This is a genomic window from Achromobacter pulmonis (assembly GCF_021733725.1).
Classification (GTDB): Bacteria; Pseudomonadota; Gammaproteobacteria; order Burkholderiales; family Burkholderiaceae_B; genus Achromobacter; species Achromobacter pulmonis.
In genome coordinates, this window is sequence record NZ_JAIFOT010000001.1 from 5,839,668 (window position 1) to 5,863,139 (window position 23,472).

General features: G+C 66.0%; 24 protein-coding genes. 2 read left to right on the plus strand and 22 right to left on the minus strand.

Going from position 1 to position 23,472, the window contains the following annotated elements; translation table 11 throughout:
- Positions 1 to 63 precede the first annotated feature (63 nt).
- The 21 genes from K2W61_RS26965 to K2W61_RS27065 form a co-directional block, all read right to left on the minus strand.
- The gene (locus K2W61_RS26965) at positions 64 to 1,353 is read right to left on the minus strand and encodes an NAD(P)/FAD-dependent oxidoreductase (RefSeq protein WP_175134098.1); all 1,290 of its coding nucleotides are present in this window, start codon (positions 1,351 to 1,353) and stop codon (positions 64 to 66) included.
- Between the two features lie 9 nt (positions 1,354 to 1,362).
- On the minus strand, positions 1,363 to 2,094 hold the full coding sequence (locus tag K2W61_RS26970) for an amino acid ABC transporter ATP-binding protein (protein ID WP_175141732.1): 732 nt from the start codon (positions 2,092 to 2,094) through the stop codon (positions 1,363 to 1,365).
- On the minus strand, positions 2,091 to 2,744 hold the full coding sequence (locus K2W61_RS26975; protein WP_236756922.1) for an amino acid ABC transporter permease: 654 nt from the start codon (positions 2,742 to 2,744) through the stop codon (positions 2,091 to 2,093). Before K2W61_RS26975 ends, K2W61_RS26970 begins: the two co-directional genes overlap by 4 nt.
- 161 nt (positions 2,745 to 2,905) lie before the next feature.
- Positions 2,906 to 3,661, minus strand: coding sequence for an ABC transporter substrate-binding protein (locus tag K2W61_RS26980; RefSeq protein ID WP_175134095.1), 756 nt, complete (start codon positions 3,659 to 3,661; stop codon positions 2,906 to 2,908).
- Positions 3,662 to 3,753: 92 nt separating this feature from the next.
- Positions 3,754 to 4,428 (minus strand): helix-turn-helix domain-containing protein, encoded by a 675-nt coding sequence (locus tag K2W61_RS26985; protein WP_175134094.1) that lies wholly within the window; start codon positions 4,426 to 4,428, stop codon positions 3,754 to 3,756.
- A 236-nt stretch (positions 4,429 to 4,664) separates the two neighbouring features.
- Positions 4,665 to 5,483 carry a tRNA (guanosine(37)-N1)-methyltransferase TrmD gene (gene trmD, locus K2W61_RS26990; RefSeq protein WP_175141734.1) on the minus strand — a complete coding sequence of 273 codons (819 nt, stop codon included), beginning with the start codon at positions 5,481 to 5,483 and terminating at the stop codon, positions 4,665 to 4,667.
- Positions 5,483 to 6,100 (minus strand): ribosome maturation factor RimM, encoded by a 618-nt coding sequence (rimM, locus tag K2W61_RS26995; protein ID WP_175134092.1) that lies wholly within the window; start codon positions 6,098 to 6,100, stop codon positions 5,483 to 5,485. The genes trmD and rimM overlap by 1 nt, the downstream gene beginning before the upstream one ends.
- A gap of 65 nt (positions 6,101 to 6,165) precedes the next feature.
- Entirely contained in the window at positions 6,166 to 6,426 is a 261-nt protein-coding gene (gene rpsP, locus K2W61_RS27000; protein WP_175134091.1) for a 30S ribosomal protein S16, read from the minus strand.
- Positions 6,427 to 6,697: 271 nt separating this feature from the next.
- Positions 6,698 to 6,955 (minus strand): sulfurtransferase TusA family protein, encoded by a 258-nt coding sequence (locus K2W61_RS27005; protein ID WP_175134090.1) that lies wholly within the window; start codon positions 6,953 to 6,955, stop codon positions 6,698 to 6,700.
- Entirely contained in the window at positions 6,942 to 9,566 is a 2,625-nt protein-coding gene (gene alaS, locus K2W61_RS27010) for an alanine--tRNA ligase (RefSeq protein ID WP_236756923.1), read from the minus strand. The genes K2W61_RS27005 and alaS overlap by 14 nt, the downstream gene beginning before the upstream one ends.
- A gap of 33 nt (positions 9,567 to 9,599) precedes the next feature.
- Complete coding sequence (locus K2W61_RS27015; RefSeq protein ID WP_175141736.1) at positions 9,600 to 10,019, minus strand: TrbG/VirB9 family P-type conjugative transfer protein; 420 nt, start codon at positions 10,017 to 10,019, stop codon at positions 9,600 to 9,602.
- A 203-nt stretch (positions 10,020 to 10,222) separates the two neighbouring features.
- The gene (locus K2W61_RS27020) at positions 10,223 to 11,563 is read right to left on the minus strand and encodes an extracellular solute-binding protein (RefSeq protein ID WP_236756924.1); all 1,341 of its coding nucleotides are present in this window, start codon (positions 11,561 to 11,563) and stop codon (positions 10,223 to 10,225) included.
- A 4-nt stretch (positions 11,564 to 11,567) separates the two neighbouring features.
- Positions 11,568 to 12,824: a D-amino acid dehydrogenase gene (locus K2W61_RS27025; protein ID WP_175134086.1), complete on the minus strand. Its 1,257-nt coding sequence runs from the start codon at positions 12,822 to 12,824 to the stop codon at positions 11,568 to 11,570.
- Positions 12,825 to 13,016: 192 nt separating this feature from the next.
- On the minus strand, positions 13,017 to 14,063 hold the full coding sequence (locus K2W61_RS27030) for a CDP-6-deoxy-delta-3,4-glucoseen reductase (protein ID WP_175134085.1): 1,047 nt from the start codon (positions 14,061 to 14,063) through the stop codon (positions 13,017 to 13,019).
- 65 nt (positions 14,064 to 14,128) lie between these two features.
- Positions 14,129 to 14,497 (minus strand): aspartate 1-decarboxylase, encoded by a 369-nt coding sequence (gene panD / locus K2W61_RS27035; protein ID WP_175134084.1) that lies wholly within the window; start codon positions 14,495 to 14,497, stop codon positions 14,129 to 14,131.
- Positions 14,498 to 14,738: 241 nt separating this feature from the next.
- Complete coding sequence (locus K2W61_RS27040; RefSeq protein ID WP_175134083.1) at positions 14,739 to 15,611, minus strand: MOSC domain-containing protein; 873 nt, start codon at positions 15,609 to 15,611, stop codon at positions 14,739 to 14,741.
- A 116-nt stretch (positions 15,612 to 15,727) separates the two neighbouring features.
- Complete coding sequence (thpD, locus tag K2W61_RS27045; RefSeq protein WP_175134082.1) at positions 15,728 to 16,654, minus strand: ectoine hydroxylase; 927 nt, start codon at positions 16,652 to 16,654, stop codon at positions 15,728 to 15,730.
- A 15-nt stretch (positions 16,655 to 16,669) separates the two neighbouring features.
- Complete coding sequence (locus K2W61_RS27050; protein ID WP_006387829.1) at positions 16,670 to 17,074, minus strand: ectoine synthase; 405 nt, start codon at positions 17,072 to 17,074, stop codon at positions 16,670 to 16,672.
- Positions 17,071 to 18,378 (minus strand): diaminobutyrate--2-oxoglutarate transaminase, encoded by a 1,308-nt coding sequence (ectB, locus tag K2W61_RS27055; RefSeq protein WP_175134081.1) that lies wholly within the window; start codon positions 18,376 to 18,378, stop codon positions 17,071 to 17,073. Before ectB ends, K2W61_RS27050 begins: the two co-directional genes overlap by 4 nt.
- Before the next feature lie 121 nt (positions 18,379 to 18,499).
- Complete coding sequence (gene ectA, locus K2W61_RS27060; RefSeq protein ID WP_175134080.1) at positions 18,500 to 19,060, minus strand: diaminobutyrate acetyltransferase; 561 nt, start codon at positions 19,058 to 19,060, stop codon at positions 18,500 to 18,502.
- The gene (locus tag K2W61_RS27065) at positions 19,057 to 19,605 is read right to left on the minus strand and encodes a MarR family winged helix-turn-helix transcriptional regulator (protein WP_006387826.1); all 549 of its coding nucleotides are present in this window, start codon (positions 19,603 to 19,605) and stop codon (positions 19,057 to 19,059) included. The genes ectA and K2W61_RS27065 overlap by 4 nt, the downstream gene beginning before the upstream one ends.
- Positions 19,606 to 19,852: 247 nt before the next feature.
- Between K2W61_RS27065 and K2W61_RS27070 the strand changes: the two genes are divergently transcribed.
- Entirely contained in the window at positions 19,853 to 20,782 is a 930-nt protein-coding gene (locus K2W61_RS27070) for a MurR/RpiR family transcriptional regulator (protein WP_236756925.1), read from the plus strand.
- A 61-nt stretch (positions 20,783 to 20,843) separates the two neighbouring features.
- Positions 20,844 to 22,187 carry an aspartate aminotransferase family protein gene (locus tag K2W61_RS27075; RefSeq protein WP_175134077.1) on the plus strand — a complete coding sequence of 448 codons (1,344 nt, stop codon included), beginning with the start codon at positions 20,844 to 20,846 and terminating at the stop codon, positions 22,185 to 22,187.
- A 15-nt stretch (positions 22,188 to 22,202) separates the two neighbouring features.
- On the opposite strand, the gene K2W61_RS27080 is transcribed toward K2W61_RS27075, so the two are convergent.
- Complete coding sequence (locus tag K2W61_RS27080) at positions 22,203 to 23,417, minus strand: DUF418 domain-containing protein (protein WP_175141741.1); 1,215 nt, start codon at positions 23,415 to 23,417, stop codon at positions 22,203 to 22,205.
- Positions 23,418 to 23,472 lie beyond the last annotated feature (55 nt).

The following is a 23,472-nucleotide window of genomic DNA, read 5'->3' on the forward strand; positions in this document are numbered from 1 at the left end:
CCTGGCCCCCCTCCCGGCGCCCCGGCCCCTGTCCGGGGCTTTTTTACGCCACGCCGTGGCGGGCTAGACGCCGCCGTCGGTCATGCGGTACCACGTCACCACGGCATTGACATACAGCCGGCGCAAGCCATAGAGCGGAAACGGCTTTATTGGCGACAAGGGCACCGGCAACGCCTTGGGATCGCCGCTGACCAGGTATTGCGCCATCGCGCGCCCCATGCTGGTCTGTAACCCCACGCCGCGGCCCTGGCAGCCAATATCCACTAACAGGCCGGGCTGCGGTTCATGCAGATGCGGCAGGTAGTCGCGGGTAATGGCGACCCGCCCGCACCAGCGGTATTCGAACGGCGTGCCGGCCACTTGCGGGAACATCTTCACCATCACTCTTTCGAGATGGGCCCAGTCCTGCGCGCCGCGGGGCTCGCGGAACGGCCCGCGCCCGCCCATCAGCAGGCGGCCCTGGTGGTCGAGACGGAAATACAGCAGCAGGTTGCGGGTGTCGGATGTGACGTGGCCTTCCGGGAAAATGCCCGCGCGCACGCGCTCGGGCAACGGCGGGGTGGCCACCTGGAAGGTATTGGCGTCGATGATCGAAGGCTTCAGGCCGGGCAGCAGGTCGGCGCCGTAGGCATTGGTGCACATCACCACGCGCTCGGCCGTCACGCGGGCCCCGCCTGCGGTGGTGGCAACCCACTTGCCGCCCTCGCGCTGGAGCCGGGTGACAGGGGTATCCGTATGGATCACGGCGCCGGCATTCAAGGCGGCGCGCGCCAGCCCGCGCGCATAGCTCAGCGGCTGCACCGCGCCCGCGCGCCGGTCGACCCATCCCCCCAGATAGCGGTCGGTGCCGATCAGGCGCGTCACCTCGGCCTTGTCCAGGGGCTGGGCATCGGCGCCGTGACGCGCCCATTGCGCGGCGCGGGCATGCGCCAGCTTCAGCGCCGCCGGGTTATGCGCCCCCTGGATCCAGCCACGGCGCACGTGCGGCACGTCCATCGCATGCCGCTCGATCAGGTTGAAAACCGCGTCGGCGGTCGCGCCGGCAAAACGCACCAGCCGTTCGCCGCGCTCGGCGCCAAACATCGAAACCAGCGCATCGGGATCGTACTTGAGGCCCGGAATCACCTGGCCGCCATTGCGCCCGGAACCGCCAAAGCCGATCTCGCGCGCCTCCAGCAGCGCCACGCGCACGCCTTGCTCGGCCAGGTGCAGCGCCGTGCTCAGGCCGGCGTAACCGCCCCCCACCACCAACACGTCGGCCTGCGCGGACTGCGCCAGCGGCTGCGTGTCCGGCGGCGGCGCCGCGGTGGCGGCCCAGAGCGAAGGAGCAAGCGGAAACGGCGTCTGCGACATGATGGTTCCTTACATGGGATGCAGCACGCGGCGCAGGAAATCCTGCGTGCGCGGGTGCTGCGGATGATTCAGCACTTCACGGGCGGCGCCCTGCTCCACCATCACGCCGCCATCGAAGAACATGACGCGATCGGCCACCTCGCGCGCGAAGCTCATCTCGTGCGTCACGACGACCATGGTCATGCCGGCTTCGGCCAGTTTGCGCATCACGCCCAGCACGTCGCCCACCAATTCCGGATCGAGCGCCGAGGTCGGCTCATCGAACAGGATCGCCTTGGGCTGCATGGCCAGCGCCCGCGCAATGGCCACGCGTTGCTGCTGGCCGCCGGACAATTGCGGCGGGTGCGCATCGGCCTTGTCCGCCAGGCCGACGCTGGCCAGCAGTTCGCGGCCGTGCTCGAGCGCCCGCGCGCGCGGCTCGCCCTTCACATAGATCGGCCCTTCCACCACATTTTCCAGCGCGGTGCGATGGGGAAAGAGATTGAAGCGCTGGAACACCATCGCCACCTGCGTGCGGATGGAAACGATGGACGGCGCGTCGCAATCCACCCGTTCGCCATCCACGGTGATGAGCCCGGCGTTGTAGCGCTCCAAGCCGTTGATGCAACGCAGAATGGTGGATTTGCCCGATCCGGAAGGCCCGATCACGCATACCACCTCGCCTTTGCGGACCTCGGCGTCGATGCCCTTGAGCACCTCCAGCGAGCCGAAGCTCTTGCGCACGCCTTTGAGTTCGATCATTTGGCGGCACTCCTTTTTTCCAGATGCCGCACCAGCAGGATCAGCGGCACGCACATCACCAGGTACATCAGCGCCACCAGCGAGAACACGGTGGCATTCTTGAAGGTGGACACCGCGATCAGCTTGCCCTGCAATGCCAGCTCGGCCACCGTGATGGTGGAGGCCTGCGACGAATCCTTCAGCATCATGATCATGATGTTGCCGTAGGGCGGCAGCACGATCTTGACGGCCTGCGGCAGCACCACGCGGCGCATGGTCATGCTCCAGCTCATGCCCATCGCCATGGCCGCCTCGATCTGGCCGCGGTCGATGGCTTCGATGCCGGCGCGAAAATTCTCGGCCTGGTAGGCCGAGTAGGCGATGCCCAGGCCGATGATGGCGGCCTGCAGCGCCGTCAGCGCGATGCCCATGTCCGGCATCACGAAGTAGATGTAGAAGAGCAATACGATGATCGGAATGCCGCGCAGCAGATTGATCACGCCCGCGCTGAATTTGGACAGGTACTTGTTGCCGGACACGCGCATCAGTGCCCACACCAGCCCCAGCACGGTGGACAACACCAGCGAGCCCAGCGTCACCAGGATGGTGAGCTTGGCGCCCTCCAGCAATATCGGCAGGTACTCCACCGCGTCTTTGAAGAATTCCGTCATGACTCCATCCATCCCGGCCAGGACCGGTTGACACAGGGAAATGCCCCACCCGCATGCGGCGAGGCGCACTCATCAAGCCGCCGCGCACGGCGCGGCCGGGACGGACGCGCCGCCCCACAAGTCTGCCGGCAGCCGAACCGGGCGGCGCCGGCCGCCACGCATCAGCTGGCGCCCAGCCCCCATTTCTTGAGGATCCGGTCAATTTCGCCATCGGCCTTCAACTTGGCCAGCGCCTTGTTGATGCGTTCGAGCAAGGCGGTATCGTCCTTGCGCGTGGCCAGCCCCAGGCTGCCCATGACGGTAGGCTGGTAGGACTGCGCCATCTTCAGGTTGGGATAGTTGCCCTGAGTCAGGATATAGGCGGCAATGGGATAGTCCATGAAACCGCCCTGGATGCGGCCGGCATTGGCGTCGCGCATCATGTCCGGCGGGTTGTCATAGAGCTTCACTTCCTTGAACATGCCGCTCTTCTGGATCGGCTCGACGAAGGCGGTACCCACCTGCACGCCCACCGTCATGCCTTTCATGTCGGCGAAAGACTTGTATTCCTTGTTGTCGCTCTTGAGCACCATCAGGCCCTCGCCATAGCGGTAGACCGGCTCGGAAAAACTCACCACCTGCTGGCGCTGGGGCGTAATGAACATGGCGGCCGAGACGATGTCGATGCGCTTGGAGGTCAGCGAACCGATCAGGGCGGAAAACGCCATGGGTTCGATCTGCACCCCGAAACCGGCCTCCTTGCCGACCGCCTTGATGATATCGACCATCACCCCCTCGATGGAGTTGGTCTTGGTGTCCAGAAAGGTAAATGGACTGCCGGTTGGCGTGGACCCGACCTTCAATACCGTTTGGGCCTGCGCGGCCGTAGCCGTGGACAGCGCTGCGAATACAGAGACAACCAGAGTCTTGAATTTCATGACATTTCCTCATCTTGGCGAAAAAAACCCGGGTCCGGCCCGGAAGGCGGATGATTGCCCTGCGTCATCGCGCCGCTCTACCGTCCGCGCGTTCACGACGGCGGTTGCACCCCATCCCCCGCGGTCTGATTGATATTCGAGATGGCCCAGATGACCTCGGTCACCTGCGACCCGGGATTGCGCCAGCGACGCGGCGTGCTGCTGGCATAACAGAAGCTGTCCCCCTCGTTGAGCAGCACGACACGGTCGCCCACCCATAATTCGAGCGCTCCTTTGACCACCACCCCGATCTGCTCGCCTTGCCCGGTCACGAACAGTTCGTTGCCGGTGGAGCCGCCTGGCTCGATAGTGGCGCGGCAAAGATCCATGCTGCGGCAGGCCGGCGGCGTGTACATCTCCTTGACGATGCCCTTCTCGCGCAGATCGATGTAGCGATGCGTGCCGGCACGGGCGACGCGACCGCCATCCTCGACTTCGGTGTGTTCGGCATTGCGCAGCAACGTATTGACGGAAACACCGAATTCGCGCGCCAGCTGGTGCAGCATCTTGACCGAAGCCGAACTCAGGCCGCGCTCGATCTGGCTGAGCAAGCCCACCGACATGCCGCAGGCCTGCGCCACATCCGCCAGCGAGCGGCCATGCTGCTTGCGCAACTGGCGCAATTGCTGGCCCAACCACATGTCGACCGCGGATTCGGGGCGACCCGCCGCCAGCGCCGGCTTGGACAGCGACGCATCGTCACGCGCAACGAAAGAAGATTGGCTCATTTGAAAATTTCATTTTTATATAATTTTCAATACTAAGGAGCCGGACGGGACACCACAACCTAGGAGCATCCCTAGGGCAGCAGGCTGGACGACCGCGGCAGCCGGAATTTGCGCAAGGCCAATCCCGGATGCCGACGGCGATGCCCGCGCCCGGCCGCGCGCGGGTGCGATGGCGCAATACAAAAAGGGAATGAGAGAGGAAGCGGCGCGCGGGATGGCGCGCGGACCGCCCTGATTCAGGCGGTCCTGGGCTTGGCGCTCCGGCGCCTTTTCGCGGGCAACGGCGGCAGCGGCTCACCGGCCAATTCCGCCAGGAAACGTTCGTCGGCCAATGACAGCCCACCCTGGGCGCGGGCGGATTCGATCAACTCGGGACGGCGCGCGGCAGTCAGCGCCAGCGAGCGCTCGCGGCGCCAACGCAGGATATTGGCGTGATGACCGCTCAGCAGCGGTGCCGGCACGGATACGCCTTCGTAGACCTCGGGGCGGGTGTAATGCGGGCTGTCCAACAAGCCGGACAAGGTCTTGTTGAAAGAATCCTGCAGCGCCGAATCGCCATCGTTCAGCACGCCCGGCAGCAGGCGCACCGCAGCATCAATAACCGCGAGCGCGGCGATTTCCCCGCCCGACAGGACGAAGTCGCCGAGGGAAATCTCATGCGTGACGCAACGCTCGATGAAGCGCTGGTCGACACCTTCGTAGCGACCACAGATGAGAATGAGGCCATCGCTGGCGGCCAGCGCCTCGGCGCCAGCCTGGTCGTAGCGCTTGCCGACGGGTGCGAGCAAGGCCACCGGCGCCGGCCCCAGGCCCTGCGCCTGGCGCGCCGCCTGGGCGGCATTGACAGCCGCTTCGAGCGGCGCGGCCATCATCACCATGCCGGGGCCGCCCCCATAGGGGCGGTCATCCACGGTACGGTGGGGATCGCTGGTGAAATCGCGCGGATTCCACGCATGCAGGGCCCAACGGCCCTGGGCGTGGGCCCGGCCGGTGACGCCGAGGTCACGCACCACCCCGAACATCTCGGGAAAGAGCGTCACGACGTCAATGCGCATCAGAGATCCGCGGGCCAGTCGCTGTCGATGCGGCGCGCGGCCAGATCGACGGCTTGGATGTGCGCGCGCACGAACGGAACGAGCATGTCGGCGGGCTTTCCCTTGGCGTTGAGAATGGTCTCGGGGCCGCTGGCCCCTTCCTTCTGGCGCAAGACCTTCAAAACGGCGTGGGCGCCGTTGTCGAAGACCTCGTCGACCACGCCGATGAGCGTGGCCTCGCCTGCCGCCGTGGTGTACAGCGAACAACCAATGAGATCGACCCAGTAGTATTCGTCTTCTTCGGGCGCGGGGAAGGAACCCCGCGGCGCCTGCACGGAAAACCCGCGCAACGCTTCGGCCTGGTCGCGATCGGAAATGCCCGCCAGTTGCGCCACCACGGTGGCCCCCTGCGAACGGGCTTGCACGACTTTATATGCGACAGGCACAGACGCGACAGCGCCCCGCGCCAATTCAGGCACAGGGCGAGTCAACCACCATTGAGAAGCTGAGCGCAGCACTTCGGCATTGGCCGAATGCGGCTGCACCTTGACCCAGCCTTTCACACCGTAGGCCGCACTGATGCGGCCCAGCTCGATCAAGTCCGCAGGCGCCGCGTTGGAAGTAGCGGCATCAGACATGTCGGGCTATCGGTTTCGTACAGCGTAGCTGGAAACTAGCAAGGTTCAGGCGTGCGACGCGGGCATCAAGCCGCGGCGGAAACCTTGGCCGAGTAGTCCTTGACCAGACGCTCGACGGCCGGCGACAGCTGGGCGCCGTTGCTGGTCCAGTGTTGCACGCGATCCAGCGAGATGCGCAGATTTTCAGCGCCGTCGTTGCCGACGGGGTTGTAAAAACCCACGCGCTCGATGAAGCGGCCGTCGCGACGGTTGCGCGAATCGGTGGCCACCAGGTTGTAGAACGGACGCTTCTTGGACCCACCGCGGGCCAGGCGAATCACCACCATAGGTAATCCCTTGAATTAGTTGTGAAAAACGGGAAATTCTAGCACTTAAACATGCCAGCTGGCAAATGCCCAAGCCGAATCCTGCGAGAGCGGCGCGATTCATGCGCGAAAACGCGACATATACGCCGCATACGGCATTCTACAAAACAAAATGCGGGCCGAAGCCCGCCTTGGCCAGTACGAGCCAAGCATACACCCGATTGCAGCAATCGGAATGCGTCATCCTGTGCCACACCCGACCGGAGTCATGGGCCGAGCCGCCAGCGCGGCGCTAGCGGCGGCGCAGGAAATGCACGCCGCGGCCATCGGCCTCGTGTTGCGCGACCAGCACATTGCCGGTCTGCCGCGAAAACGCCTGGAAATCGCGGATGGCGTTGCGGTCGGTGGTAACGACACGCAGCACCTGCCCGCTTTCCATCTGCGCCAGGGCTTTCTTGGCGCGCAGGATGGGCAGCGGGCAGGTCAGCCCGCTGGCATCCACTTCCTGATCGAAGGACGGCGCCGCGCCGCCCATGTCAGAGGCGCTCATCGACCCACTGCTGCACGCTGGCGATCGCGGCCGGCAAGGCCGCGAGGTCGGTGCCGCCCCCCATGGCCATGTCCGGACGGCCGCCGCCCTTGCCGCCTACCTGGCTGGCGACAAAGCCCACCAGGTCGCCAGCCTTGATACGGCCGGTCAGGTCGGCCGTGACGCCGCCGACGACGCTGATCTTGCCGTCGGCCGAGCCGGTGGCCAGCAGCACCACGGCGGGCTTGAGGCGATCCTTCAGGTTGTCGACCATGCCACGCAGGGCCTTGGGATCGACGTCGCCAATACTGGCGGCCAGCAGCTTGATGCCCTTGAGCTCGACGGCAGCGGAACTGGCAAGATCGTTGCCGGCGCTGGCGGCGAGCTTGCTGCGCGATTGCTCCAGGTCTTTTTCGAGTTGCTTGACCTGGTCCTGCACCTGCGCGATGCGGGCCGGCAGGTCGGCGGGCGTGCTGCGCAGCATGCCGGCCACCTGGGTCAGCAAGGCGCTCTGGTTCTGCACCCAGGCCAGGGCGTTGTCGCCCGTGATGGCCTCGATACGGCGCACGCCGGCGGCCACGCCGCCTTCGGACACGATCTTGAACAGGCCGATGTCGCCGGTGCGGCCGACATGGGTGCCGCCGCACAATTCGCGCGAGAAGCCGATGTCGAGCACGCGCACGGTGTCGCCGTACTTCTCGCCGAACAGCGCCATGGCGCCGCCCTTGACGGCGTCGTCATAGGCCATGACCTGGGCCACGGTGGGCTGGTTGGCGAGAATCTCGGCATTGACGATGGCCTCGACGCGGGCGATCTGCTCGGCGGTCAGGGGCGCGTCCTGCGCGAAGTCGAACCGGGTCTTGTCGGGGTCGACCAGCGAGCCGCGCTGCTGCACGTGCGCGCCCAGCACCTGGCGCAGCGCCTTGTGCATCAGATGGGTGGCCGAGTGGTTACGCACGGTGCGGGCGCGGCGCACCGCGTCCACGCGCGCCAGCACGGTGTCGCCCACCGCCAGCTTGCCCTCTTCGAGCGTGCCATGATGGCCGAACACGCCGGACTGGATCTTCAGGGTGTCGCCCACAGCGAAACGCATGCCGACGGCTTCGAGCAGGCCGGTATCGCCGACCTGGCCGCCGGACTCGGCGTAGAACGGGGTGGCGTCCAGCACCACCACGGCGCTCTGGCCGGCCTGAACCTGCTGCACCTGGGTGCCGTCAACGTACAGGGCGGTGACCTTGACGTTGCCGAGCTCGAGTTTTTCGTAGCCTTCGAAACGCGTTTCCGCGCCTTCGTAGCTCAGCCCTTCGGCCATCTTGAACTTGCCGGCGGCACGGGCCTGGTCGCGCTGGCGTTCCATGGCGACCTCGAAGCCAGCCATGTCGACGTCGACCTCGCGTTCGCGGCAGATGTCGGCGGTCAGGTCCACCGGGAAGCCGTAGGTGTCGTACAGCGTGAACAGCGTGGTGCCATCCAGTTGGCCGCCCTTGGGCACGTTGGCCAGCGCGCCGTCGAGGATGCGCATGCCGTGCTCCAGCGTTTCGCCAAAGCGTTCTTCTTCCTGCTTGAGCACCTGCGCCACGCGCTCGGCGGTGGCGGCGAGTTCCGGATAGGCTTCGCCCATCTCGGCGACCAGGTCGGGCACCAGGCGATGGAAGAACGGCTTGGTCTGGCCCAGCTTGTAGCCATGGCGCAGCGCGCGGCGCACGATGCGGCGCAACACGTAGCCGCGGCCTTCGTTGCTGGGGATGACGCCGTCGACGATCAGGAACGAGCAGGCGCGGATGTGGTCGGCGATGACCTTGAGCGAATTGTTTTCCAGGTCCTTGACGCCGGTTTCGCGCGCGGCGGCGGCGATCAGGTGCTGGAACAGGTCGATTTCATAGTTGGAGTGGACGTGCTGCAGCACGGCCGCGATGCGCTCCAGACCCATGCCGGTATCGACACAGGGGCGCGGCAGGCGCGTCATGTTGCCGGCGGCATCGCGCTCGAACTGCATGAACACCAGGTTCCAGATCTCGATATAGCGGTCGCCGTCTTCCTCGGGCGATCCCGGGGGGCCGCCCCAGATCTCGGGACCGTGGTCGTAGAAGATTTCCGAGCACGGGCCGCAGGGACCGGTGTCGGCCATCTGCCAGAAGTTGTCCGACGCGTAGCGCGCGCCCTTGTTGTCGCCGATGCGGATGATGCGCTCGGCCGGCACGCCGACTTCCTTGGCCCAGATGTCATAGGCCTCGTCGTCTTCCTGGTAGACGGTGACCCAGAGCTTCTCGGCCGGCAGCTTGTAGACCTGCGTCAGCAGTTCCCAGGCGTACTGGATGGCGTCACGCTTGAAGTAGTCGCCGAAGCTGAAATTGCCCAGCATTTCGAAGAACGTGTGATGCCGGGCGGTGTAGCCCACGTTCTCCAGATCGTTGTGCTTGCCGCCCGCGCGCACGCTGCGCTGCGACGAGGTGGCACGCGTGTACGACCGCGATTCCTTGCCCGTGAAGACGTCCTTGAATTGGACCATGCCCGAATTGGTGAAAAGCAGGGTCGGATCGTTGCCCGGCACGAGCGACGACGAAGGAACGATGGTGTGTCCCTTGGACTTGAAAAATTGCAGGAACTGCTGGCGAATCTCGGAGGATTTCATCGTGGATGAAGCAGGATTTAGGCGAATCGTTGATTATAGAGGGTTGTCGGCGGCTTGCACCTTAGGGAACGTCCGGCCGTCGCCGTCCGACACGCGCCGCGCCCGCGCGGCGAGGCGACCGCCCCGGAATGTCAGGGCCTCCCAACTGCCCGCCAGCACCAGGTAAGGCGGGCGCCGGGCATAAGGCAGCACCCGCTCGCCGCCCGGCCCAACGCCGAAAATGGCTGGTACCGCCTGGCCCGGCGCGAATTGCAGCCAGGTCTCGCGGCCATCGTCGAACACCTGCATGGGCGCCACCGCGGCATCGCCGGACAGGCGCCAACCGAAGTGAAACCCATGCGCGGCCGGCTCGCCCGCGCGCCAAGCCGGACCGGCAAACGCCCCCGGGCCGGACAATGGCGCACACCCGGCCAATACCGCCAACGCGGCTGTCAGAACAAGTTTCCGTATCATGGCATCGCCTCCCCGGGTCATGGCGATCCGACAGCGGGCCGCCTCGGCGACATGGTGGCGGCGCGCCCGCCGCGCGGGTAGATCGGCATATACGCATGGACCGGATTGCCCCACCGGCTCCGGGCAGCAAAAAGCCCGGTCTGGCAACCGGGCTTGCGGACGGGTAGCGGCCGGTGCGATCGCGCCAGCCGATGCGCGTGGCCTTAACGCTGCGCGGCGATGCTGCGCGCCTGGCTGGCCGCGTTGTTCAACGCCGCCACCGGCGGCGTCTTGCCGTCGAACGCATCGTTGAGCTGCTGGTTGAACACCGGCTCGATGCGGTCATAGTGGGCCATGCGGAAACCGCGGCTGTTGGCCGCCGGACGGTTGCTCATGGACGCGACCACCGCCTGGGCGCCGGGGATGCGCTTGTAGAACGACACGTCCGAGGCGCGGAAGGCGGCTTCGGTCAGCGGCAGATAGCCGGTCCGCTGGTGCCACTCGGCCGCAATGACAGGCTTGGACAGCCAGGCCAGGAACTGCGCCGTGGCCTTCTCTTCGGCCTGCGGATGGCCGCCAAGCGCCCACAGCGCCGAACCGCTGACGAACGGCTGGCCGCCGTTCTTGGTGATCTGATCGTAATACGGCAACGGCGCCACGCCGAACGACAGCGACTTGGTATTCAGGAATTGTCCGAACGACCCCGAATTGCCGGTCAGCACGGCGCATTCGCCCTTGGCGAAAAGCTTGTCGGCGGTGTTGTCGGCAGAGTGCGCCATGAACAGCAGCGAACGCTTCCAGCTGACCATGAGCGACACATGGCGCATGTAAAGCGTATCGAACTGCATCGCCGGCGCGGCGCTCTTCTTGGTGATGGCGTCAAGGCCATTGTTGTTGCTGGTGTAGGGCTGGTTATTGACCGGCGCCAGGTTTTCCAGGTGGATCGCCACCTGGTCGCTCGAAGCGTAGGGACAGTCGAGATCGGCCACATCGCGCAGCTTCAGCAGCTCGCCCTGCAGGCCGGTCCAGGTGCGGGCAGGCTTGTCGGGATCGAGGCCGGCCTTCTTGTAGGCGGCGGTGTTGTAGAACATCACCGGCATTTCGGCCATCCAGGGGAAGGCCAGCAGGCGTCCCTTGCTGTCACGAATGAAGCTGCTGGTGGCCGGCACGAACCAGTTCAGGTCCTTGACCGGATACTTGGCCAGCAATTCGTACATCGGCAGGATCGCCTTGTGCTCGGCCACGACTTCCGGCGAATGGTTGTCGTTCAGTTGCACCAGGTTGGGGGCCTTCTTGGCCTTGACCGCGGCGGTCGCTTCCTGCTGCAGTTGCGCCTGCGTCGGGAAGGCGCGCAGGACCACTTTGACCTGGTCCTGCTCCTTGTTGTACTGCTTGGCCAGCTTCTCGAACTCGGCCTTGTTCGCGTCCGGCAGGGTGTGCCAGACCTGGATTTCGACGGGTGCCGCGTGGACCGCGCCTGCGACCGCCATGGCGGCGCCAAACACCCATGCCCGCCGGCTGGCGAACAGTGCGCGGGCAACGCCCGCCAATTGCAATTTCTTCATAGGTTCATAGACCAAGAAAAGGGAATTCCGGTTCTGGACGACGTCCGCTCAGCAGATCGGCCAGCGCCCGGCCCGAGCCGACGCCCATCGTCCAGCCGAGAGTACCGTGTCCGGTATTGACATACAAATTGGGGATATGGCTGCGGCCGATGATGGGCACGTTCGAGGGGGTGGACGGGCGCAGGCCCGACCAGTAACTGACGCGTTCGAAGTCGAGCGCGTCGGGAAAGAGTTCGCGGGCCAGCCGCGTCATGGCCTCGCAGCGGCCGGTATTGAGTTCGCGCGAATAGCCCGACAGCTCCGCGGTGCCGGCCATGCGCAGGCGGTCGCCCAGGCGCGAGAACACCACTTTGTGGCTGCTATCCGTCAGGCTGACCGTGGGCGCGCCGTCCGGCTTCAGGACCGGGAAGGTGGCCGAGTAGCCCTTGGCCGGATAGACATTGCATGGAATGCCCAGCGGCCGCAGCAGCGACGGGCTGAAACTGCCCATCGCCACGACGTAGGCGTCGGCCGCCAGGGTGGCGTAGCGGCCATCGGGCTCGATCAGCTCCACGCTCTGCACCGCACCGCCCTGCGTGACCAGGCGCGTGACACGGGTGCTGTAGCGGAATTCGACGCCGGCGCGCGCGCAGCGTTCGGCCAGCGCCACCGTGAACAGGTGGACGTCGCCGCTTTCGTCTTCGGGGGTGTAGTCGCCGCCGACGATGGTGCCGCGATGCGGCGCCAGTGCCGGCTCGATGGCGACCACCTCGTCGGCCGACACTACCCGCCGCTCGACGCCAAAATCGCGCATCAGGCCGGCGGCGCGCTGGGAATTCTCGAATTCGTGGGGATCGCGATAGAAATTCAGGATGCCGCGTTCGAGGTGGTCGTATTCGATGCCGAGTTCGGCGCGCATGCCGCGCAAGGTGGCGCGGCTGTATTCGGCCATGCGGACCATGGCGCGGATGTTCGGCGCCAGGCGGCCCGGCAGGCACTCGCGCAGGAACGCCAGGCCCCACATCCATTGACGCCAGTCCAGTTGCGGACGGAACAGCAGCGGCGCGTTGTCCTGGAACATCCACTTGAGCAGCTTCAGGGGCGCCTGCGGATTGGCCCAGGGCTCGGCGTAGGAGACCGAGATCTGCGCGCCGTTGGCGAGGCTGGTCTCCTGGGCGGGTCCGGTGCAGCGGTCGATGACCACGACGTCGTGGCCGGCCTGGCTCAACCACCAGGCGCTGGAGATTCCGATGATGCCGCTACCCAATACCGCTACTTTCATGCCCGCATTGCTCCCTGCGTACCCGCTGGGCCCACGGACACGATGTCCGCCTCCCGCGGCAAGCCGCTGCCAGATGACACCGCAGTTTACCCCGGCGCCCCGCCCTCGCCTACGCCCGCCGTCATCAAAAAAAGGGAAGGAACCCGTCGTTGCCGGATCCCTCCCCTTCGATTGGCGGCCGCCTGATATCGATCAAGTCGCGGCTTTCGCCAGATCGGCCTCGGACGTGAACGCGTCTGCGTAGAACTCTTCGGCCGGCAGGCCGCGCTGGGCGCTGAATTCGCGCCGCGCGGCATCGACCATGGGCGGCGCGCCGCAGGCGTAGACTTGATAGCCGGACATATCGGGGATGTCATGCATCACCGCGTCGTGGACGAAACCGTCGCGTCCGCTCCAGCCATCTTCCTCGAGCGCGTTGGAGACCACCGGCACATAGCGGAAGTCCGGCAGGTCACGCGCCCACGACTGCGCCAGCGCGTCCATGTACAGATCGCGCGGACGCCGACCGCCCCAGTACAGCGCGACCGGCCGCCGGATATTCTTGTGGATCATGTGCTCGACGATGGCCTTGACCGGCGCGAAACCCGTGCCGCTGGCCAGCAGAATGATCGGCTTGTCGCTGTCTTCGCGCAGGAAGAACGACCCGAACGGGCCTTCCAGGCGCAGGATTTCGCGCTCTTTCATCTGCGTGTCGCCGGCGCCGAACACGTGGTCGGTGAACACGCCGCCGGGCAGGTGACGGATGTGCAGCTCCAGCGGGCTGCCGGTGTGCGGCGCGCCGGCCATGGAATAACTGCGGCGGCGGCCGTCCTTGAGGATGATCTCGATGTACTGGCCGGCGTAGTAGCGGAACTGCTCCGACGCGGGCAGTTGCAGCTTGAGCACGACCACGTCGGGCGCCGCCTTTTCCATCGTCTGCACTCGCGAAGGCAGCTTGCGGATCTGGATATCGCTGGCCAGCCGCACTTCGGTGGATTCGACCACCATGTCGGAAGCGGGCCGGGCCTGACAGAACAGGGTGTAGCCGTCGGCCAGTTCCTCGGGCGACAGGATCTGCGCGGGGTACTGGCCGGCGTCGAACTCCCCTGACACCACTTTGCCCTTGCAGGTGGAGCAGGCGCCGTTGCGGCAGCTATAGGGCAGCACGATGCCGGCAGCCAGGGCGCCGTCGAGCACGGTCTGGCCCGGCTCGACCGGGAATTGATGCTTGCTGGGTTGGATGATGACCTGGAAGCTCATGATGAAACGTATCAGGGGGGATCAGGGTTGACGGCGCATCGCTGGACGCGCCGCGCGGCCCGGCCTCAGGCCGGGAACTTGCGGATTTCCTTGACGCGGTTGGCGTCGTCCACCAGCACGACCTGCGGCTTGTGGGTGGCGGATTCGTCTTCGGACATCGGCCCGTAGGTGCAGATGATCATCAGGTCGCCGACCTGTGCGCGCCGCGCGGCCGCGCCATTGAGCGAGATGATGCCGCTGCCGCGGGCGGCCTTGATGATGTAGGTGTCGAAGCGCTCGCCGTTGTTGATGTTGTAGAGCTCGATACGTTCGAACTCGCGCATGCCGGCAGCGTCCAGCAGGTCTTCGTCGATGCCGCAAGAGCCTTCGTAGTGGAGGTCGGCTTCGGTGACCGTGACGCGGTGCAGCTTGGCCCGCAGCATGATGCGTTGCATGATGGGAATATCCTGGTATCGCGTGCCGGAACGCGATGTAATGCGATGAATGCGAAAGCGCCCGCGACTGGCGAGCATTCGCGGGCATGCCGCCGGACGGCAACCGGTTTTGCCGCCGGCAGCCGGTATTCTATAGTTTTTGCGCGACCAACCGGCCCATCACGGCGTCCGCCGCCACATGGCGGCATTGACCATAGCCCCGGGCCCGCGGCCGGGTCCTTCCGCCCCCGGGCCCCGTCGCCTAGAAATCCAGCTCGATCTCGACCGCGTCGCCCACTTTCAGGCGCGCGCCGGCCGGAGCGTCGACAATCGCGTTCTGGCCGAACACCACCCCGATCTCCAGGTTGCGGTAGCCCGCCAGCGTACGGCCCGGCTCGTCGTGCTGCACGGCGGTGAGCGGGTCGATGTCGGGAATCGAGCAACGCGTGCACGGCTTGACGAACGCCATGCCGACCGCGCCCACGGAAATCATGGCGGTATGGTCTTCCTCGAAGGCTTCCCATTCACCCTGCACCACGATATTGGGCCGGAACCGGTCCATCGGCACCGGCGCCACCCCCTTGGCCCGCAGGCGGGCATTCAGATCGTCGAGCGACGCCTGGTTCGCCACCAGCAGGGGAAAGCCGTCGGCAAAGCCGAAGAAGTGATCGCCCCCGAAGCGGGCAGCCAGGTCAGGATGGCCGGCGCTCCATTGGTCCACCCACTCCGGCTTGGCCGGCCGCGTGGCGCTGGCATCGACCTTGTACAGGCGGCAAGGCGTCTTGAGAAAGTCCGAGCACCATTGCGCGGCGGCGGCGCTTTCGCGCCGCGCCTGGAGGGTGTCCTTCCATACGCCGACCGTTTCGACATCGGCCTGCAGCGCCGAACCATCCAGCGGCACCAGCAGGTCCGCCATGCCCGGCGCCGACAGCCGCAGCGCGTCGGCCGAGAGCGCCGTGCGGATCAGGGCCATGGCGGGCCACTGGCGCTGCGTCATGAACTGGCCGTCGGCGCCCACCAGCATCCAGCGGCGATCATGCGCCAGGCCGGCCCGATCCAGCGGCGACTCGTCCAGATCGATGCCGGCACAGGATTTGACGGGGTAGATATGCAGGCTGAGGATACGGGCGGACATGGCGGCGGATTCCGGCAAGGCAAGGACCGAGAGCATAGCGGAAGGACGAAAAAAAACCCAGGCCACGGGCCTGGGCTGCGGGCGCTGGCAAGCGCCCTGGGCAGATTGCCTTGACGTCAGCCGCCAACCAGCTTCAGCGTGTCCAGCGGCGTCACCGCCTTGAACGCCTTGCGCGTGGCGATATGCTCCGGACGCGGGGTCAGGCCGTACTTGGGCGGTTCCAGCGTGTTTTCCATGCTGTTGTAGACCATGAACACATTGGCGCGCGGCCACGGCGAAATGTTGCTGTTGGAGCCATGCATGGTGTTGCAGTCGAAGAACACCACCGAACCCGCCTTGGCAGTCATGGAGCGAATACCGCCCTGTTCGACCAGCAGTTGCAGGCTGACCGGATCCGGCACGCCGTACTCCTGCTTCTTGAGCGACTGCTTGTAGTGCTCATTGGGCGTCTCGCCGACGCACGAGATGAACTGGCGATGCGACCCCGGCACCAGCATCAGCGGGCCGTTGCAATCGTTGTTCTCGGTCAGTAGCACCGAGCAGCTCAGCGCGCGCATCGACGGCATGCCATCTTCCACATGCCAGGTCTCGAAGTCGGAGTGCCAATAGAACTCCTTGCCCTTGAAGCCCGGCTTCATGTTGGCGCGGGACTGGTGGATGTAGACTTCCGAGCCCAGGATCTGCCGCGCCACGTTGACCAGCCGCGGATCGCGCACCAGGCGCGCCAACACCGGGTTGAGCACGTGCACCATGAAAATCGAGCGGACCGCGTTGCTGCCCGGCTCGGTGATCGATTCTTCGCGGCGGACAATCGACGGGTCGCGCGTCATGCGCTCGACTTCGGCCGACAACGCCTGCACCTCGGCGGCGGAGAACAGGTCTTCCAGCAGCAGGAAGCCGTCGCGCTCATAGCTGCCGATCTGCTCGGCGCTCAGGGCGTCGGCGTATTTGCCGTCTTCGTAGACCACCGGATCCTGGCGGGAAATGATGGCGGAACTGCGATCCGTACGGGAGGCGTACGGATCCTGCGCAGGTGAGATCATGCGAACCTCCTTGTATCAGGCCGCTTGGGCTTCGGCTTCAGGCAAGGCGTAGACGCCTTCTTTATCATGCACTTCCTGGCCGGTCAGCGGCGGGTTGAAGACGCAGATGACGCGCAGCGGCTCCTTGCCGCCGCACAGCCAATGCTCGTCATGTTCATTCAGGGCATAGACCACGCCGGGCCCGAGTTCGTACTTCTTGCCGTCGGCAATGGTCTCGATGGAACCGTCGCCCTCGATGCACCAGACCGCTTCCAGGTGATTCTTGTAATGGATGTGGGTGCGGCCACCCGGGAAGATGGTGGTTTCATGAAACGAAAAACCCATGCCATCCTTCTTGAGCAGCACGCGGCGGCTCACCCAGGTATCGGTGCGGACTTCGTCGGCGGTGCCGATCACATCTTTGACATTGCGTACGATCATTGACGTTTTCCTCCAAATTTCAGGATGCGGGCGGACTGCCCCTCTTCGGCCAGCGCGTCGGCCACGCTGGCTTCGATCACGTCCAGGCCCTTGGTCAGCAGCTCTTCCTCGATGGTCAGCGCCGGCAGCAGCTTGAGCACTTCGTCATGCGCGCCCGAGGTTTCAATGACCACGCCACGCTTGAAAGCGTTGGCGGCGATGCGGTTGGCCAGCGCGGGCTCGGCGTTGCTCACCAGGCCCTGGATCAGGCCGCGGCCGCGCACCGACAGGCCAGCGTTGGGATAGCTGTGCACCAGGTTTTCCAGCCAGTCGCGCACCAGGCGCTCCTTGCGCTGGATCTCGGCGGTGAACGCGGTGTTGGCCCAGTAGGTTTCCAGCGCCTGGGTGGCGGTGACGAACGCCAGGTTGTTGCCGCGGAAGGTGCCGCTGTGGGCGCCGGGCTTCCAGATGTCGAGCTCGGGCTTCATCAGCACCAGCGACATCGGCAGGCCGAAGCCCGACAGCGACTTGGACAGCGTGATGATGTCGGGACGGATACCGGCCGCCTCGAAGCTGAAGAAGGTGCCGGTGCGGCCGCAACCGACCTGGATATCGTCCACGATCAGCAGCATGTCGTGGCGCTTGCAGAGCTTGTCCAGTTCCTTGAGCCAGCGCAGCGTGGCGACGTTGACGCCGCCCTCGCCCTGCACCGTTTCGACGATGACGGCGGCGGGCTTGTCCAGACCGCTGCTGGGGTCTTCCAGCATGCGCTCCAGATACGCCATCGTGTCCACGTCGGGACCGAAATAGCCGTCATAGGGCATGAAAGTGGTATTGGCCAGCGGGTAGCCGGAGGCGTCGCGGAACTTCATGTTGGCGGTCACCGCCAGCGAGCCGCCGCTGACGCCGTGAAAACCGTGCGTGAAGGAAATCACATTGGGACGTCCCTTCACCTGGCGCGCGATCTTGAGCGCCGCCTCGACCGCATTGGTGCCGGTGGGGCCGGTGAACTGCAGGGTGTATTGCCAGTTGCGCGGCTTGAGCAGCACGCGGTCGACCGTCTCGAGAAAGCGCTTCTTGGCGCTGGTGGCCATGTCCAGGCCATGCACCACGCCATCTGCCTGCACGTACTCGAGCAGCTTTTCCTTGAGGATCGGATTGTTGTGGCCATAGTTCAGGGTACCGGCGCCGCTAAAGAAGTCGATGTACTCACCACCGTCTTCGTCGACCAGCGTCGACCCTCTGGCCTGGCTGAAGATCACGGGAAACGACCGGATATAGCCCCGTACTTCCGACTCCATCCGGTCGAAGATTTTCAAGTCCATGTGATTAATCCTCCCTTTCATCTCATAAGTTGACAGACGGCCAGACTCCTTGCCGCATGCGCGCCAGGCGCATCCGGATACGTCAAGCCATCCCGGTTTTCGACAGGACCGCGTTGCCGCCTCAGGGGGCGGGCAAGGTGAACGGGCCTATCCTCAACAACATCTCGTCGTCATGGTCCGCGCCCCCGAACAATTGCCGGTCGAAGAACGGCTGCTCGGAAACGTGGGCGCCCAGCTCGCCGGCCAGGCCGGCGAAGGTACGGCGCGAGGCCTGGTTGTCAGGCGCCACCGTGGTTTCAAGATGACGAACATGCGCGAGGCTCTCGCGTTGCAAGAGCGCCCGAAGCATGGCGCGGCCTAACCGTTGGCCGCGTGCGCGGGTGTGCACGGCGACCTGCCAGACGAACAACACGTCGGGCCTGTCGGCAAGCACGTAAGCGGAGATAAATCCATCGATGCGTCCTCCGGCGCTTTCGGCCAGGACGCAGGTGCCGCGGTTGTGCTCGCACAGGAGCAGGTACGCGTATAGGGAATTGAGGTCGAGTGGCGGGCACTCGGATACAAGCTGGTGGATCGCGGCGCCGTCCTTGCGGCGAGGCTCACGCAACTGATGCGTTTTGCTGCCCGCCGCCGGCGCCACGGCACTTGAATTCGTAGGGTCGTGCAGTTCGTTTGCTCTCATACAACCAATCCCGATTCGGGAGGCGCGCCACCCGTGGGCACCTCGAGGATGGGCGACGACACATCGCCCTGGGTTTCCGTCGCGACCCCGCTCTCTTCTTCCATGAGCGCAACGATGCGCTCGAGCGACAGGGTGATGGTGGCCTGCTCCAGCTCCGGCAACGCGTTGAGCGCGTCGGCCAGGTGCTTTTGCAGCGGCGACGGCGCCTGCTGCGCGACTTCGCGGCCGGCGTCGGTGGCAGTCACGAAAACGATGCGGCGGTCTTCGCGGCCGCGTTCGCGGCGGATCAGCCCCTTGTCTTCCAGGCGATCGAGAATGCCGACGACCGTGCTGGGGCTGACGTGGATTTCGCGGCTGATGGCCGTGGCCGTCAGCGGCCCGTTGGCGATGACCGTACGCAGGCACATCAGCTGCGGCGCGGTGATGTGGCTCACCGCGGACAACTGGCGCGAATGCAGCGCAATGGATCGGGTGATCCGGCGCAGTGCCCGCAGAATGCGCAGGTCATATTGCTGCGCGGGGTCGGTTACGGTCTGTTTATTCATGACTGAATTAGTTCAGCTAAATTGATTTCTATACGAATGATATGAGTGACCTATCCCTGTGTCAAACCGGATCAACCCCCATTTTGTAATCATTTCCGCCTAATCCGCCGTCAAGTCGCTGGGGGCTTCCCTGGGAAATCAGGACGTTACGATTTGCCGGAATCGCTCTACATTTCGTAAATAAAACATATGTTTTATTTTTTACGATAGATATATCATTTGTTTTACACCCCCCCTCCCCGGCCCCATGATCGCTTCGTCCCTGCAAGACCATCTGCGCCAGCTGAGCGCCACGCTGCCCGCCGAGTTGCAGCGCGCCGCGCACTGGGTGCTGGCCAATCCGGCCGAGGTGGGGCTATGGTCGATGCGCCGGCAGGCGCAGGCGGTGGGCGTGTCTCCCGCTACCATGCTGCGGCTGGCGCGCGCCGCCGGCCATGACAGCTACGAAGCCTTCCGCGCGCCGTTCCAGCGCGCCCTGACCGGCGACGGCCTGCGCGAGCGCGCGGCGCGCCTGCAGACATCGCACGCGCAACGCGGCGGCGAGCCGGGCCAGGATGCGCTGACCCGATCACAGACGGCAGCGCTGGCCTCAGTCTGGCAAGCCAACGACGCGGCCGCGTTCGATGCCGCCGTCGATGCCTTGCTGCGGGCCCGTCAAGTAGGTTTCCTGGGCATGCGCTCGGCATTCGGCATCGCCTTCCAGATGCGCTATGCCTACCACCTGCTGCGCCGCAACGGCATCCTGATCGATGGACTGGGCGGCGCGCCGGCCGAAGACGCCGACTGCCTGCAGGCGGGCGATGCGCTGGTGGTGGTGTCGCAAGCCCCCTATCCCGCCGCCACGGTGCGCCTGAGCCGCCAGATCGCCGCCCGCGGCGTCACCGTGCTGGCGCTGACCGACAGCGTCACCAACCCGGTGGCGCAGGCCGCTCGCCACGTGCTGCATTTTGCCCGCCCGCCCGAAGGCGGCGCGCCGGCGCCGCATGACCCCGCCTCTTTTTTCCACAGCACCGCGGGCCTGCTGGGCTTGGCCGAGCACCTGATCGCACGACTCGCGGCCCGCGGCGGCGACGAGGTGCTGCACCGCCTGGCCGAGATCGAGACACGGCTGCAGGCCGACGGCGCCTATTGGCCACAACCGCCGCGCCGGCGCGGCCGCACCCCGTCCCCCGACTGAATCCCCCCTGCGCCACGCCCACGCCCTTTCCCACTGCCCCCTCGCCACGGAGTCCCTCGCCATGACCAGCACCCGAGTCCTTCATCGTTCCCTGCGCGCCACGCCCCCTGTCGCGGTCCGCGGCCAGGGCGTCTGGCTCTATGACCAGGCGGGCCGCGCCTACCTGGACGGCTCGGGCGGCGCGGCGGTCTCGTGCCTGGGGCACAACCATCCGGACGTGCAGGCCGCGATGCACGCGCAGATCGACGCGCTGGCCTACGCCCACACCAGTTTCTTCACCACCGAGGTCGCCGAAAAGCTGGCCGCGACGCTGGTGGCCGACGCGCCGGCCGGCACGTCACATGCCTACTTCGTCTCGGGCGGCTCGGAAGCGGTCGAAGCGGCGCTGAAGATGGCGCGCCAGTACTACGTCGAGATCGGCCAGCCGCAACGTCGCCATATCGTGGCGCGGCGCCAGAGTTATCACGGCAACACGCTGGGCGCGCTGGCGGTGGGCGGCAACGCCTGGCGCCGCGCACAGTTCGCGCCGCTGCTGATCGAAGTGGCCCACGTCGCGCCGTGTTACGCCTACCGCGACCAGCATGCTGGCGAGACCGATGAACAATATGCCGAGCGGCTGGCGCAGGAACTGGAACAGACCTTCCAACGGCTCGGCGCCGACAGCGTGATGGCCTTCGTCGCCGAACCGGTGGTGGGCGCCACGTCAGGCGCGGTGACTGCGGTGCCCGGTTATTTCCGCCGCATCCGCGAGGTCTGCGATCGCCACGGGGTGCTGTTGATCGCCGACGAGGTGATGTGCGGCATGGGTCGCACCGGCACGCTGTATGCCGTTGAACAGGAAGGCATTACGCCCGATCTGATCACCATCGCCAAGGGTCTGGGCGGCGGCTACCAGCCAATCGGCGCGGTCATGGCGCAGGAACGCATCGTGCAGGCGATGCAGCAGGGCAGCGGCTTCTTCCAGCACGGTCACACCTATCTGGGCCACGCCACTGCCTGCGCGGCCTCGCTGGCGGTGCAGGAAGTGATCAAGCGCGACAAGCTGCTGGCGCGGGTGCGCGCCCAGGGCGAGGGGCTGCGCCAGCGCCTGCAACAGGCGCTGGGCGCGCACCCGCACGTCGGCGACATCCGCGGCCGCGGTCTGTTCATGGGCGTGGAACTGGTGCGTGACCGCGCCAGCAAGGCGACCTTCGATCCGGCGTTGTCGCTGCACGCGCGCATCAAGCGTGAAGCCATGGCGCGCGGCCTGATGGTCTATCCGATGGGCGGCACCATCGATGGCCGCCAGGGCGACCACGTGCTGCTGGCCCCGCCCTTCATCATCACGGACGATGAACTGGACCAGCTGACCGAACGCCTGGCCGATGCCATCGACGCGGCCATCGCAAGCGCCGGCGCCCGATAGCGTGCTGGCGGCCGCCTATGCCGCCACGCGCCGCCACGCGGGCCACGCACCGAGGGTCAGCGCGCGCAGCAGCCATTCGACCGGACCCTGGGCATGGTGGCGCAGCCACCATGCCGAGAATGGCAATTGCGCCCCGAAAATCGCCCCGGCAATCAACAGCGCCGCGCCCGGCGACACGCCCCCCGAGAGCCGCAACCCCCAGCCGGTGAAGATGAAGGCGCACACCACCGATTGCATGAGGTAGTTGCTCAGGGCCATGCGGCCGGCCGGCGCCAGCGTGCGCGCCAGCCAGGCGCCCGGCCGCGTGCGCATGGCCAGCAGCAGCGCCGCGGCATACGACATGCTCAGCAACGGCGCCGTGAACAGACCCAGCGCCAGGCCGGGAATTTCCCACAGCAGCGCCATCGACGGCAAGGCGGCGGTCGCATACGCGGCCGATCCGGCCAATCCCGGCAATGCCCCCAGCGCGCACAACAGCCACAACACCCGCGGCTGGCGCCACGGATCGGCCAGCGCCTGGCGCCGTCCCAGCGCATAGCCGGCCAGGAACATCGCGAAGACGAACGGCCCCTGCACCAGCAGGATGACGCCCCAGATGCCACTGGTCAGTTCTTGCCAGTGGCGGGCGACGGTCGTGGCGATCGTGCCGCGATACGCCTGGATGGCGGCATGGGAATCCGCGAGCGCGACATTGTTGTCCCCCTGGCCCATGGCAACCGTGCCGACCGGATCGAGCAGGCTCAAGCCACCAAGCACCGCCCAGGCCAGCGACGTCAGGCCGATCAGCCACAGCGCCACGCGCAGCGCCCGCCCGGGCGCCATGCCACGGCATGCCATCAGGGCCAGCCCCAGCAAGGCATAGGTCAGCAGGATGTCGCCCTGGTAGAACAACACGGCGTGCGCCAGCCCAAGCGCGGCCAGGCCGGCCAGGCGCCGCAGAAAGCGTGGCCCGAAGGCGACGCCAGCCCGTTCGGCGGCGCTTATCTGCAGGGTGAAGCTGTAGCCGAACAGGAACGAGAACAGCAGGTAGAACTTGGTCTCGAACAACCATGCCACCAGCCAGCGCACCGCCTGGTCCCAGGGACGCGCGAAGGCCGGGTCCACGATGCCGCTGGCATAGAACGGCGATGCGGACACGCCGATGTTGACGACCAGAATGCCCAACAGCGCAAAGCCGCGCAACGCGTCGACATGCGCCAGGCGCGGCGGCGCCATCGCGACGGCGTTCATGGCTGCTCTCCCGCCATGCTCGGCGTGGCTCGCGCATCGCCGGCGCCACCCCGGC